This is a genomic window from Rickettsia amblyommatis, assembly GCF_002078335.1.
GTDB classification, from domain to species: Bacteria; Pseudomonadota; Alphaproteobacteria; order Rickettsiales; family Rickettsiaceae; genus Rickettsia; species Rickettsia rickettsii.
This window is the reverse complement of record NZ_CP015012.1, coordinates 331465-345475: the sequence shown is the minus strand read 5'-3', so window position 1 is coordinate 345475 and position 14011 is coordinate 331465. Positions and strand designations below refer to the sequence as shown.

Genomic DNA, 14011 nt, shown 5'->3' with positions numbered 1-14011 from the left:
TCAATGAATTTCCATCCAGTTATTACCTGTTCTAATTTCGGTTATAATCGGTACATCCATATTAGTAGAATTTTCCATGATTTTTTTAATAATAGGTATTATAATTTCTACTTCATCAATCGGTGCTTCAAATAGTAATTCATCATGAATTTGCAGTACTAATCTTGTTTTAAGTTTACGTTTTTCTATTTCTTGATCTAGATTGATCATAGCAATTTTAATTATATCGGCATTAGTTCCTTGAATCGGAGCATTAATAGCCGCACGTTCTGCAAATTGTTTAAGCTTTTTATCATGAATTAGAGGTACAAAACATTTTCTGCCAAAGAAATTTGTGACATAGCCGTTGCTACTTGCAAAAGCTTTTGTTTGCTCCATATATTCTTGCACTCCTTTATATTCAGCAAAATATTTCTTGATATATTCGGATGCTTCGCCGTTAGTAACGTTTAATTGCTTAGCAAGCCCAAAAGCACTGATACCGTAAATGATACCAAAATTTATAGCTTTTGCTTTACGCCTATGTTCGCTAGTTAGTTCGTGTTTTTGTAAGTTAAAGATCTGACAAGCAGTTTGAGTATGGATATCGTCTTTATTGATAAATGCTTTTTTTAGTGCATCTATATTTGCGATATGGCTTAATATTCTAAGCTCAATTTGAGAATAATCGGCAGATATTAATTTATAACCTTCTTCAGCAATAAAAGCTTGTCTGATTTGATTCCCCTCACTAGAGCGAATAGGTACATTTTGTAGATTAGGTTCTTGTGAGCTAAGTCTTCCTGTAGTGGTAGAAGTTTGTAAAAATGTCGTATGTACTCTATGTGTTATATTATCTATCTGTTTCGGCAAACTATCGGTGTAGGTATTCTTTAATTTTGTCAGTTGCCGCCATCTTAATAACAAATCTGCAATATTATATCCATGCTCACTAAGTTTTTCTAGTATTTCCGCTCCCGTTGAGTAAGAGCTTGCTTTAGCTGAAGCTTTACCGAAAGGTAATTGCATTTTTTCGAACAAGATTTCGCCTAATTGTTTTGGCGAACCAATATTAAATTTAGTGCCGCTAAGAGCAAAAATTTCTTCTTCAAGTTTTAGAATTTCTGTTCCAAATTCAGCGGATAATTGTTTTAGGTAATTAGCATCTACTGTAATACCCACTTTCTCCATTTTATCTAAAATAAAACAAATAGGTAAATCAATGTCACTATAAAGTCTAAAGGTTTTGTTGTCTTTAAGCTCCAATATAGTTTGCTTATAAAGTGAGATAAAGTTTATTACTATTTTTGCTGATTCGATAATTATATTTTCTATCAAAGTTTCTTTCAAAACTTCTTTAAATAAATTTTTCTGTGATAAACCGGCAGATAACGCATACTGCATTAATTCTAGATCTTCTATAGCCGTAATGTCATGAGATTGGTTTGCATAAAATTTAAGTAGAGGTTTAAGAGAGTAAGTAATTTTTTTTATGGATTTATCGGTTAGTAAATTGAAGATTATATCCGAAAACCAGTTGTTATTAGTTTTAGTATTATAAGAAAATAGATCATGAGAAGTGTTTGAAATTTTAATAATATAGCTTTGGTTTTGCAGTGATAAAATAAAAGCAAGATTAGCTCCTTTATGCTGTAATAAATATATCCCGAATATTCCTATTTGCTCGGCTTCTTTAGCAAAGTCTGCTAACTCATTAGCATTATTAATTTCTTTTATTTCCGTTACTTTATGATCTGCTATATCTTTGTGGTCATTAATTTTAATATCCAATAAATTTTCTACTCTTTTATATAAAGATCTAAAACCGTATTCCTGTAAAAATCCTGTTAATTTATCGCTATTTGGAGGTGACCATTCTAAATTATTTAGCTGAAAATCTAAATCAACATTAGAATCAAGCCCTATTAACTGCCATGAAATTAACGCCGCTTCTCTTGAATTTTGTAAAGTTTCACGTTGTTTTACGCTTGAGACTTGCTCTAAAAAGTTAAATATATTTTCTACAGAACCAAATTGCATTATAAGACTACTTGCAGTTTTTGGTCCAATAGATGGTACACCCGGAATATTATCCGATCTATCGCCGATTAAAGCCATTACTTCACGTAATTTATCAGGAGTAGTGCCGAATTTTTTAACAACATCATCCTCAGTAATATATTTCCCTTTTAACGGATCATATATCTTGATGTTTTCAGTCATTAACTGTAATAAATCTTTATCGGAAGAGATAATGACTACATGTTCGCCAAGTGCAGCAGTTTTAGTAGCAAAGGTTGCGATAATATCATCGGCTTCATAACCGTTCTTCTCTAGAATAGGAAAATTTAAGTTACTTGCAACATCACGAACTAAAGGTAATTGTACAATTAAATCTTCAGGGGGTGGAGGGCGGTTAGCTTTATAGTCGGGATAAATCTGATGGCGAAAATTTTTCCCGCCGCTGTCAAATACTACAGCGACATGTTTAGGCTTAAAGTCGTTCAGTAATTTTAGCAGCATTGAAGTAAAACCGTAAAGAGCACCGACAGGCTCGCCTTTTGGTGAAGTTAAAGGCTGTTGTGCATAATAGGCTCTAAAAACAAATCCGTATCCGTCTATGAGCAATAAGGTATTTTTTTGAGTCATTTTATGATTTTATTTTTCATTAAATCGTCATTGCGAGGAAATTGCATAGCAATTGACGAAGCAATCTCAGGAGTTTATTATTACTTCATGAGATTGCCATGCAGCCTACGGCTGCTCGCAATGACGACTCAATATGCGTGCGGGCAATGACGTAGCAAAACCTCACAACCCCACTAGACTTCTAGCAAAATCATATCGGTTGAATATTTTTAAGTCCTCTATCTTTTCGCCTATACCGATAAAGTATAAGGGTAAATTAAATTTTTGTACTACTCCGACAATTACGCCCGCTTTAGCACTGCCGTCTAGTTTAGTTACGATAAGCCCCGTCAAATTAGTAGCATCATTAAAATGTTCTACTTGGTTATAAGTATTTTGTCCAGTAATAGCATCCATGACTAAAACGCTATGAGTGGGTGCATTCTTGTCTAGTTTTTTTATAACTTTTACAATCTTAGACAGTTCATCCATCAAATTTTTCTTATTATGAAGCCTACCTGCCGTATCGATAAAAAGTATATCGATATTTTGTTTTATCGATTCTTCCATTCCGCGATAAGCAACACTCGCAGGGTCAGCTGATTTTTCACCGGTAATAAGTAGTGCATTTGCTCTATCTGCCCAAGTACTTAGCTGATTTACGGCAGCTGCTCTAAAAGTATCGCAGGCTGTAACTGCTACTTTTTTCCCTTGTGCCGAGTACAGTGCAGCAAGCTTACCTATAGTCGTGGTTTTACCTGCTCCGTTAACACCGCAAACTAAAATTACGTTTAATTTATTTTCGCTTAAAGTAAAAGGAATTTCTGATTTTGATAGCTGCTGCGCTATTAATTTAGCGAGGGCTTCTTTTACTGTATCACTATCTATTTCTTTGTCAAATTTTACCTTTTTAAACTCTTCAATAATATTAGTTACTACCGAAACACTCATATCACTTGAGATAAGTAGCTCTTCTAGCTCTTCTAGAGTTTCTGCATCTAATTTTTTCTTGTAAAATATTTTGTCGATACCTTCCGATATTTTATTAGAAGTTTTAGATAAACTTTGTTTTAATTTACTAAATATCGAAATCATATTATTTGTTTTATGGGGGTTGGTGTTACGCCTGCGTGAGTATCAAATCGTCATTGCAAGGAAATTATGTAAGTAATTGACGAAGCAATCTCAGGAGTTTGTTGTTATTTCATGAGATTGCCACGCAGCCTATGGCGCGCAATGACGATTAGGTATCTACACAGATAAGCCATCTTGCAATGATGATTAAGGTACTTATCTCTTTTTCTTATTTTTGCTTTTGTTTTTATTTCCGTCAGTGGTTTTATTGAATCTACCTAAATTTTTAACAAATTTTTGTAGTCCGTTAAGTTCCGTTCCATATGTCCTAGTATATTCATGGACTATTTCTATATCTTGTCTATGAGAATCATCTATTACTACTACTTCCTGCATAAAATTATTAGCATCAAACGTAATTTTTACTATCTTCTGCTTTTCAATTTTTGGATTGAGCCAAGCTCTTTGAGACATAACTCTTTCAACATAATACCAGGTATTTTGGGAATATTCCGGTACCATAGTAGGCGTACCTATTAACTCTACGACTTCTGTTTTATTTAGTTTTTTAGACTCTAATTTTACAAGTGCCGAATCATCTATGGATTGCCCTCTATTTTCGATAGTTTTGCAGCCGCTTAAGGAAAAAAAGGCTAATATACTAAAAATGTATGTTATAAAAATTTTCATAAGTTTAATTTTATCTAGATTTTATTACAAGATTATAATATACTGCTTCACTAATTTGACAAATACTTTTTAATTTATATTTAGAGAGGCTAATAATGGCAGTTCCAAAGAAAAAAACATCAAAATCAAGACGTAATATGAGACGTTCGCACTTAGCACTTGGCAAAGTTAACGTAATAGTTGATTCGCAAACCGGTGAGTATAAGCTTCCGCATCACGTTTCTTTAGTCGACGGTACTTATAATAATCGTCCAGTAGTAACAAAGAAAATTAAAACTGAAGAAGAAGTAGCCTAAAAGATTTATGACCTGTAAAATTATTGGTTGCGGTGGGTATCTTCCTTCAAAAATAGTTAGTAATGACGAGCTTGCAAAATTCGTCGATACTAACGATGCATGGATTAGAACAAGAACAGGTATTACGCAGCGTCATATAGCAGGTGATACAGAATATACTTCCCATCTTGCTTTAAAATCAGCTGAAAAAGCTATAGCAGATGCAGGGATATCGGTAAATGATATTGATTTAATTATTACATGTACTACTACTCCCGATAATAGCTTCCCTTCGGTTGCCTCTAAGCTTCAAGGTTATCTTGGTTTAACTAATATACCGTCTTTTGATTTACAAGCAGTATGTGCCGGCTTTGTTTATGGTTTACAAGTAGCAAATTCTCTTATCTCATCAGGTAAATATAAAACTATTTTGCTTATAGGAGCCGAGAAAATGACGTCGTTATTAGATTGGAATGATAGGACTACTTGCGTTTTATTCGGTGATGGGGCCGGTAGCGTAATATTACAGCTTAGTAGTGATGATTCTGGTTTAATAGATAGTAATATCTTCTCAAGTGGGGATGATTATGAAATATTATACACAAACGGTGGTGTAAGTATGAACGGTATTAGTGGTAAAATAGTTATGCAGGGGCAAAAATTATTTCGTCATGCAATAGAAAAAATGCAACAATCTATAAAAGATTTACTGCATGCTAATCAATTCAGTGTAAGCGATATTGATTATTTTATACCTCATCAAGCAAATATCCGTATTATAAATAAACTCGCTGAACTATTAAATATAGAAGAGCATAAAGTAGTGAAAACCGTAGAAAAACATGCTAACTGCTCTGCTGCTTCTATTCCGCTTGCTTTGAGTACTCTCAAAGCATCAGGCAAAATAAAAAAAGGTGATATTCTACTATTTTCAGCTATCGGTGCTGGTCTTACTTGGGGCAGTGTATTCATTAGATGGTGAATATACTCGTTTTATTAGACATCTTCGGAAACTCTACTGCTAGAGATAATTTGTACGTTGATCCTGTACTCGAATCCTCACGTACCTCTATGTACGCTGCGGTTATAAGCTTCAAAATCGATTCCTCTTTTCCCCATTAAACTTCATCTATCTATTTATCCCAAGTATATACTTGTATTAAAAAATGATATTTTTACCACATTTATACATGAGTAATTGCATTTTATAATATTTTAGCCTTTAAACTAATAAAATAATGATATATACTAACCCACATAGCTTTTGGTTAGTTTAGTTTTACGACTAGCTAAAATGAATTCAATATTAATAAATTATAATCTCAAGGAGTTTAATTATGAAAACAAAAATTACATTAGTTTTTCTTGCATTATTTGTGCTTGCAGGGTGTAATACAACAAAAAGAGCACCGCAATTTGACGGTAATATGAACCAAGGTGAAGAAACTTCATTAATGAAAGATTTCGAGAAGCATGCAGGAAATGCAGTATGGTTTGCTTTTGATAGCTCTGCTTTATCACCAAAGGCTAAAGAAGAACTAGAGAGACAAGCTTGCTGGTTATCAAAGCATCCTGAAGTAAAAGTTACTATTGAAGGACATTGCGATGAAAGAGGTGCCAGAGAATATAACTTAGGTTTAGGTGAAAGAAGAGCAGCAGCAGCGAAAAAATTCTTAGCTCATAAAGGAATCGATCATAACAGATTAAATACAATCTCTTATGGTAAAGATAGACCTGCTATGATGGGTAATACTGAAGAAGCTTTTGCTTATAATCGTAGAGCTGTAACAGTTGTACACCACTAAAATTATTTACTAATTATAGTATCCTAAAAGGTCGAGTTTACTACTCGGCCTTTTTTTATTTAGCGTTGATGCGTGGACACCAAATCGTCATTGCAAGCCATAGGCTGCGTGGCAATCTCATGAAATAACAACAAACTCCTGAGATTGCTTCGTCAATTACTTTGTCATTTCCTCGCAATGACGAAAACACTGAACCATATTGCCCTGTTTTTTAGGCGATACCTCAAAAATATAAAAATTTTACTAGACTTAACTGCATAATAATTATATAAATTTCAAATGAAAAGGGGCTGTAGCTCAGTTGGTTAGAGCACGCCGCTCATAACGGTGTGGTCGTAGGTTCAAGTCCTACCAGCCCCACCACACAAATTCTTATTTAAATTCGCATTAGCACTGAATTTGTAATGATTAATCTAAAAACACTTTCTTGGTATCTTACTAAATTATATTCTAAGTGTTTCTTTATTATATTATTTCTTTTAATCGGGCTATTAATTATCTCAAATATTTTTGATCTTTTACAAAAATTCAAAAATATTTATGTTCCTTTTAGTTTTTTTTGGAGACTTATCTTATATAAGATTCCTTATTTACTAGGTCAAGTATCTTCGTTAATTAGTTTTACCGCTATGTTATTTTTTCTTAGAAATCTAACAAAAAATAATGAATTAACGGCTATGTTATCTAGCGGTATTCATATTTGGCAAGTGCTTGTTATTCCATGTATTGTAACTTTAATGTTAGGTATAGTTTTTACGGCTATATTGAATCCTATCGGTACTATAGGCTTACAAAAATATGAGTTATTAGAAGTAAAACTAACTAAAAAAGCCTTGAGTGAGGGTATAATATCTAAATCAGGCTTATTATTTTTTGAAGCTTTAAATGATGAAAATCAAATTATCCAAACACAATTTATTAATGTTGCTGAGAAAAAATTAAGTAATATTACAATTTTATTTGTTGATCATAATAATTCTTTTTTAAAGAGAATTGATGCATTATACGGTATTATTGAAAATAAAATGTTACATTTAAATAGAGTTAAGGTTTTCACAAAAGAGGAAACTAAGACTTACAATAATTTAACTATACAGACAAATTTATCAATTAATAGTTTAGTAAATAAATTTATTCGTCCTGAAATGGTTTCTATTTGGGCTTTACCTAAATTAATTAATGAATTATTAAATTCAGGTTTACCGGCTATTAATTATCAAATTTATTATTACAAGCAATTATTTAAGCCTATAATGATGATGGCAACCGTAATTTTAGCAAGTTGTTTTATTAGTCTTAAACAGCGTGATAATTCCCAAGAAACAATACTGCTATTAGGTTTATTTTCAGGTTTTATAGCATATTCGTTATCAGAAATATTATTAAAAATACTTACTTATAATAATTTGTCTTTAATTGCTGCTATTTTATTACCTAGTATGCTAATATTTTTTATTAGTAACTTTATTATGTTACATTATAAGGAAATTTAATATAGACGAAGTTTAATTTGGAAAAGAGCAAGAAGTCTCGGAATTTTTGATCGCAACGTAGAATACTACGTGAGGATCAAAAATGAGAAGCGATGATGCCAATTTTTCAAATTAAACTTCGTCTATATTAAATTTTTATTTACTATGGGGCTGTTTATTTTGTTAACAGTTCTATAGAAGTGTTTTGAGAATTTAGAGAGAAAAAATAAAATGATAATGAAATTTTTGGAAGGGTTTTCTTCTGGTATGGCCATAGATCTTGGTACGGCAAATACTATTGTCTATAAAAAAAATTGTGGAATTGTTCTAAGGGAACCTTCTGTTATTGCGTTAATAAAAAAAGACGGTGCTTTTGTGCCTTATGCTTATGGTCATGAAGCAAAAATGATGCTTGGGCGTACTCCTACGGATATTGAAGCAAAAAGACCTTTAAAAGACGGTGTTATTGCCGATTTTAAGGGTGCAGAGGAAATGATAAAGTATTTTATTAGAATGGTGCATAATCGTCGCTCTTTTTTTGGGCCGACAATTGTTATTTGTGTGCCTTCCGGTTCTACGCCGGTTGAGCGTCGTGCTATCCAAGAAGCAGCAGAAAGTGCAGGGGGTAGGGATGTCTATTTAATTGAAGAACCTATGGCGGCAGCGATCGGAGCAGGGCTACCCGTAACGGAAGCAACCGGTTCGATGATTGTTGATATTGGAGGAGGCACTACCGAAGTTGCAGTTTTGTCACTAGGGGGCATAGTATATGCAAGGTCGGTAAGAGTCGGCGGTGATAAGATGGATGAAGCTATTATCTCATATATCAGAAGGCACTATAACCTATTGATAGGTGAAGCTACTGCCGAAAAGATAAAGCAAGAAATAGGTACGGCTTATGTAGATGAAAATGCTGAGCCGAGAAAAATGGAAATTAAAGGACGTGATTTAATTTACGGTATTCCTAAAGAAATGATATTGAACGAAAGACAAATTGCTGATAGTCTAATTGAACCGGTAAGTCAAATTGTTGAAGCGGTAAAAGTAGCACTAGAAGCAACACCTCCTGAATTATCTTCAGATATAGTTGATAAGGGAATTGTTTTAACAGGTGGCGGCTCATTATTACGAAATCTTGATTTTGTTCTTAGTGAAGCCACTAAATTGCCAGCAATAGTTGCAGATGATGCCCTCTCTTGTGTGGCACTTGGAACAGGAAAAGTACTTGAAGATTTTACAAAGCTAAAACATGTACTATTTAAACAGGATTAAAAATGGCAATACTTGCAAATAGAGTAAAAAATTCTTCAAATTCATTAGAATTAATAAGAATAATATCAAATACTCTTAAGCGTTTTTTTGTTATATTTGGGCTTGGATTGTCTGTATATTTATTTTTTACTACACCTAAAAAAATATCTAGTATATCACTTGAAGTAACCGGTAGTATAGTATCAACCAGTTTAGCAGTTTATGAAGATATATTTGAATATATAAATTCAATAACACAAAAATTTGTTTATTTTCAAGATTTAGAACGAAAAAATATAGAACTTAAACTTGAGATAGCAAGATTACAACATTTACAAAGTGAAGTAGAATTGGTAAGAGCCGAAAACATTGCATTAAAAGATTTGTTAACGATTGCTGAGGAAGAAGAAGTTGAATATATTACTGCTAAATTACTGAGTGTTTCCTTTAATCCCTTTTCTAGAACTGCTTTGATTTCTGCAGGTAAAAAGCAAGGCATTGAACCTGATCAAATCGTTGTTAATTCAGGAAAATTAGTAGGAAAAGTAATAGAAGTGAGTAATAATTATGCTCAAGTAATGTTAATTAGCGATGTGAATTCTAGAATACCTATTAAAGCTAATTCTTCAAGAGAACAAGGTATTTTAGCAGGTAATAATAATAATAGTAAAATTTTATACTTGCCTAACAATCATTTAGTACAGAAAGATGAGGAGATAGTAACCTCTGGACACGGTAATATTTATCCTGCAGGTATTTTAGTAGGCTATGTGTCTAAAGTTACGGAACATGATGTTATGGTAAACGTAGCAGCTGATCTATCTAAAACGGAATTTGTACAAGTATTATTGCCTAAGGAGTAATTTCTGTTTTTTTTGTACTCTATGTCATTACCGCAGAATCGGGGGCATGGGTCGGTACAATCCCCTGCGTGTCACCCCGTGGCTTGACCACGGGGTCCAAAAAACAATAAAAAATACTAATAATTTTAGTATTTTTAACTGGATCCCGCGATCAGGTCGCAGGATGACAGGGGTGAAATTGATCCACGCAACAAAGCTTTCCCGTGTAGGCGGGAATGACATTGAATAGGCTTTTCGATCCATGTAACAAGGCTTGGTAATACTCGACACACTTTGTATATATCGATCCTTTTTATTTATTCAGAGGTTATTAATATGGCACTTGCTACTAAAGTAAAAGAATTTTTAGAAGAAAAATTAAAGCAAGAAAAGATAGATCGTAAATATCTTGCCGAAGTCACTAATATCCCTTATACGACTGTTAGCAGAATTATGAGAGCGGAAGCTAATCGTGAATTCAACCCTGAAATAGATACTATTTTAAAAATAGCAAAATATTTTAATTGTACTATGGATGAGGTAATAAAAAGAAAAGTACAGAATAATTCATAAAGCTTGATACAAGCGAATTTTGCATGACTCGTCTGTACTCACGTAGTTTACCTACTGCTTTCGCATGCTTGCATTTAACTTCATCTTGTCTAAATCTTTCTGAAAGTACCTACGAAATAAAACATAAAATATGACAACAAAAAATAAAAGAGTTCTTCAGAAATTCGCTTATAGAGAGGAATTTAAAGGAGACATGGAACGTAGCACCGCAGCGACGTCTAAATTACCTCTAGAAGTAGAACTTTCAAGGAACTCTAAAAGACTGATTATAATTTTATCTTCCCCTTCAGGTACAGGTAAGTCGAGTTTAGCTAAAGCATTATTGAAAATAGATAATAATTTGCGTTTATCTATTTCGGCAACTACAAGAAAACCACGTTTAGGAGAAGTAGAGGGCATAAACTATTACTTTAAGACCGGTTTAGAGTTTGAAGAATTAGTTAAGCAGAATAAATTCCTTGAATATGCTAAAATATACGATAATTATTACGGTACGCCTAAAGAATATGTTGCAATGTTATTAAATCAAGGCTTGGATGTTTTGTTTGATATTGATTGGCAAGGAGCAAGGAGTATTAAGAAAAATGCTACTAATGTTGTTGCTATATTTGTATTGCCTCCTAATATTGAAGTATTGGAACAACGCTTAAGAAATAGAGCGACCGATAATGAAGAAGCAATAAAATTACGTATGCAATCGGCACAAAACGAAATATCACATGCTAATGAGTATGATTATGTAGTTACTAACGATGACTTTGACCGGACGCTTAAAAAAATACATGCGATTATAGTTGCAGAACGAGAAAAAGTGTTTTGACTTTGTCGTTTTTTCTTTCTATACTGAGAATTAGACGGTATGTTGCTAATTTTCATGGTACTAATTTAAATGCTTAGAAAACAATTCCTTTCATCAATAATAAAACATTTTAAAACTCATAAAGTTTGTGCCTTGTTAGGACCAAGGCAGTGCGGAAAAACTACACTTTCTAAACAATTCGTAGAAGCGTATAATATTCCTAAAATCAATATTTTTGATCTTGAAAATCCTTTAGATTTAGCAAGATTAAATGAACCGATGCTTGCTTTGTCTGATCTAAAAGGATTTGTTATTATTGATGAAATTCAGTATAAACCGAATCTATTCCCTATTTTAAGAGTTCTTGTTGATACAACTGATATTAAATTTTTAGTACTAGGCAGTGCATCAAGAGACTTAATTAAACAAGGTTCTGAAACACTAGCAGGTAGAATAGGTTATATTGAAATGACACCGTTTACCTTATCTGAAGTGTCAGGTACTCAGCAATTATGGATACGTGGCGGATTTCCTTTATCATATCTTGCAGATGATGAAGAGTTAAGTGCTTTATGGCGTCAGAATTACATTAAAACATTTTTAGAAAGAGATATACCAAATTTAGGTTTTACAATTCCGTCTATGCAGTTACGTAGGTTTTGGTTAATGCTTTGCCATTATCATGCGAATATATTTAATGCTTCAGAACTTGGAAATTCTTTATCTATCTCATATCATACCGCAAAGCATTATTTAGAGATTTTAGAGGGAACTTTTATGATCCGTATTTTGCAGCCTTGGTATGAAAACCTTAAAAAAAGACAAGTTAAGACTCCAAAAATCTTTTTTAGAGATAGTGGAATATATCACGCTTTATTAGGCTTAAATAATTATGAATCTTTAAGCACTCATCCTAAAATAGGTGCATCATGGGAAGGATTTGCCTTAGAACAAATTATTAGATATTATAAAGCCGAGCCCGAAGAATGTTATTTTTGGTCATCTCATAATGGAGCGGAAATAGATCTTTTAATTTTTAAAGATGGAAAACGTTTGGGGTTTGAAATTAAATATACAAATACACCAAGCATTACAAAATCAATACAAATATCTTTAGAAGATTTAAAACTTGATCAAATTAATGTAATATTTCCAGGTGAGATTAGCTTTAAATTGTCAGAAAAAATACAGGCAATAGGTCTTTCGAGCTTAATTCAAAATGATACAAAAGCTGCAACTACGTAGTTGCAGCTTTTAGAATGTTATATTATTTCACATCCGCTTTTAGAAGCTTTACCGGCAAGTTTGATATCTTTGGAAGCATGATCCACATCATTACCTAAATCTTGATTATATTGGTGGATTTGACTACTCGCGTGCATAGCTTCTTTAAATATTGCGTTATGTTGTTGCTGTTGTTCTTCAAATTGTACTTTTGCAGCTTCTAAAGCTGCTTTTCTTTGTTCAGGAGTTAAATTTTTAAATTTAGACATAATATTATTCCTATTTAGTTAAATTCCTCTCGTTTTATTATTTGTAACTTTAATATTAGGAGTACGAGCAGGAGATAAACTCCCAGTATTAGTATCTTTCACTTGTGTTTGTTCTCTGATTTTATTGGCTAAAGATTTAGTTTTATCCACGTTAATTTTATTTATTACTTTATTATGATGCTCTATATTCTTCACAACGCCGTCTGTCTTAATTGCTTTATGCTGATTTTTTAGAGCTACATATTTTTCATATGCATCTAAATATTTTTTTGGTTCTTTTTTATAACGCTCTTTAATATCACTTCCTAATTTCTTTATTTTATCTTTATTTATGTTGTGTTCTTTTTCACGTTTAATAATTTCTTGATCTAATATTTTTTTACTATTTTCAATCTTCTCTACATGTGCCTTATGTATTTTTAGCATTTCTTGGTGAAATTCTAATTCTCCTTTTAATTCTGTAACTTTTTTTGGTGTTAAGCCTTTTTCTTGTAATTGTTGTGATAAATTCGTTATTGTTGTATTTAATGCATTTAATTCTGTATGTGCTTGTTTGTGTTCTTCAGTTATTTTTTTATGGTTTTCATGTAATACTTTATGCGTTTGATTTAGTTTAAATATTTCTTCATGAGTTAATATTTCACGATTTAACTCTTCATGATCAATAATGTTTTCCTTTTCCAGTTTATTTATTATCTTATCTAAACGTTTATTACTTTCTTTAATTCTTTTAGTATCTTTAGTAATATTTTTTATAAATTCATTATGCAAATTATTAAGTGCAGCAATTCTTTGTGCTATTTCTTTTTCTTCTGCGGCAAGTTTTATTGCTCTTTGTGATTTTAGAAATTCTTCTTCTTGAACCCTAGCTTTCTCAATGGATTGTTCTACTTCATAGTTCTTGAGCTTAGTTTCAGCCTTCTCTTTTAGATTGGATATATCAAAATTCAAGCCATATGACGCTGCTTCGCTTTGTAAACTACTCAATTCTCCTAGAATTGTTTCTATTTGAGAGCGAGAATAAGAATTTTTAAGATGCTCTTGTAAATTATCGAATTTATATTTTAATGTAGCTGTTATATCAGACATACATGCTAATCATCTTTAACATTAACGCTAAGAAACGTTAA

General features: G+C 32.3%; 14 protein-coding genes, 1 tRNA gene and 1 pseudogene. 10 read left to right on the top strand and 6 right to left on the bottom strand.

Annotated features, from left to right (window positions below):
• The 3 genes from polA to A3305_RS01935 all read right to left on the bottom strand — a co-directional run bounded on the left by polA (position 1) and on the right by A3305_RS01935 (position 4371).
• On the bottom strand, positions 1–2628 hold the full coding sequence (gene polA / locus A3305_RS01945) for a DNA polymerase I (protein ID WP_014392788.1): 2628 nt from the start codon (positions 2626–2628) through the stop codon (positions 1–3).
• A gap of 162 nt (positions 2629–2790) precedes the next feature.
• Positions 2791–3702, bottom strand: a complete 912-nt coding sequence (ftsY, locus tag A3305_RS01940; protein WP_014392787.1) for a signal recognition particle-docking protein FtsY — start codon at positions 3700–3702, stop codon at positions 2791–2793.
• 195 nt (positions 3703–3897) lie between these two features.
• The gene (locus tag A3305_RS01935; RefSeq protein ID WP_014392786.1) at positions 3898–4371 is read right to left on the bottom strand and encodes an outer membrane protein assembly factor BamE; all 474 of its coding nucleotides are present in this window, start codon (positions 4369–4371) and stop codon (positions 3898–3900) included.
• A 95-nt stretch (positions 4372–4466) separates the two neighbouring features.
• Between A3305_RS01935 and rpmF the strand changes: the two genes are divergently transcribed.
• Both rpmF and A3305_RS01925 read left to right on the top strand, forming a co-directional pair.
• Positions 4467–4667, top strand: a complete 201-nt coding sequence (gene rpmF, locus A3305_RS01930) for a 50S ribosomal protein L32 (RefSeq protein WP_014014787.1) — start codon at positions 4467–4469, stop codon at positions 4665–4667.
• 7 nt (positions 4668–4674) lie between these two features.
• Positions 4675–5628 carry a beta-ketoacyl-ACP synthase III gene (locus tag A3305_RS01925; RefSeq protein WP_014392785.1) on the top strand — a complete coding sequence of 318 codons (954 nt, stop codon included), beginning with the start codon at positions 4675–4677 and terminating at the stop codon, positions 5626–5628.
• On the opposite strand, the pseudogene A3305_RS01920 reads toward A3305_RS01925, so the two are convergent.
• Positions 5618–5731 (bottom strand): annotated as a pseudogene (locus A3305_RS01920) (palindromic element RPE1 domain-containing protein); the annotation flags it as partial. The gene A3305_RS01925 and the pseudogene A3305_RS01920 overlap by 11 nt on opposite strands.
• A gap of 252 nt (positions 5732–5983) precedes the next feature.
• On the opposite strand from A3305_RS01920, the gene pal reads away from it, so the two are divergent.
• The 8 genes from pal to A3305_RS01870 all read left to right on the top strand — a co-directional run bounded on the left by pal (position 5984) and on the right by A3305_RS01870 (position 12633).
• Positions 5984–6451 carry a peptidoglycan-associated lipoprotein Pal gene (gene pal / locus A3305_RS01915; RefSeq protein WP_014392784.1) on the top strand — a complete coding sequence of 156 codons (468 nt, stop codon included), beginning with the start codon at positions 5984–5986 and terminating at the stop codon, positions 6449–6451.
• A 286-nt stretch (positions 6452–6737) separates the two neighbouring features.
• Positions 6738–6814: transfer RNA gene (locus A3305_RS01910), tRNA-Ile, on the top strand.
• A 41-nt stretch (positions 6815–6855) separates the two neighbouring features.
• The gene (locus A3305_RS01905) at positions 6856–7944 is read left to right on the top strand and encodes an LptF/LptG family permease (protein WP_014392783.1); all 1089 of its coding nucleotides are present in this window, start codon (positions 6856–6858) and stop codon (positions 7942–7944) included.
• 210 nt (positions 7945–8154) lie between these two features.
• Positions 8155–9195, top strand: a complete 1041-nt coding sequence (locus tag A3305_RS01900; protein WP_014392782.1) for a rod shape-determining protein — start codon at positions 8155–8157, stop codon at positions 9193–9195.
• Between the two features lie 2 nt (positions 9196–9197).
• The gene (gene mreC / locus A3305_RS01895; RefSeq protein WP_014392781.1) at positions 9198–10037 is read left to right on the top strand and encodes a rod shape-determining protein MreC; all 840 of its coding nucleotides are present in this window, start codon (positions 9198–9200) and stop codon (positions 10035–10037) included.
• Positions 10038–10352: 315 nt separating this feature from the next.
• Complete coding sequence (locus tag A3305_RS01885) at positions 10353–10589, top strand: helix-turn-helix domain-containing protein (protein ID WP_004997409.1); 237 nt, start codon at positions 10353–10355, stop codon at positions 10587–10589.
• A 130-nt stretch (positions 10590–10719) separates the two neighbouring features.
• Complete coding sequence (gene gmk, locus A3305_RS01875) at positions 10720–11409, top strand: guanylate kinase (protein WP_014392780.1); 690 nt, start codon at positions 10720–10722, stop codon at positions 11407–11409.
• A gap of 69 nt (positions 11410–11478) precedes the next feature.
• The gene (locus A3305_RS01870; RefSeq protein WP_014392779.1) at positions 11479–12633 is read left to right on the top strand and encodes an ATP-binding protein; all 1155 of its coding nucleotides are present in this window, start codon (positions 11479–11481) and stop codon (positions 12631–12633) included.
• Positions 12634–12650: 17 nt separating this feature from the next.
• Here A3305_RS01870 and A3305_RS01865 read toward each other — a convergent pair whose 3' ends face one another.
• Both A3305_RS01865 and A3305_RS01860 read right to left on the bottom strand, forming a co-directional pair.
• Positions 12651–12881 (bottom strand): hypothetical protein, encoded by a 231-nt coding sequence (locus tag A3305_RS01865; RefSeq protein WP_014392778.1) that lies wholly within the window; start codon positions 12879–12881, stop codon positions 12651–12653.
• Positions 12882–12899: 18 nt separating this feature from the next.
• A complete protein-coding gene (locus A3305_RS01860) occupies positions 12900–13970 on the bottom strand; it encodes a hypothetical protein (protein WP_014392777.1) in 1071 nt (356 codons plus the stop codon).
• Between the last annotated feature and the right edge of the window lie 41 nt (positions 13971–14011).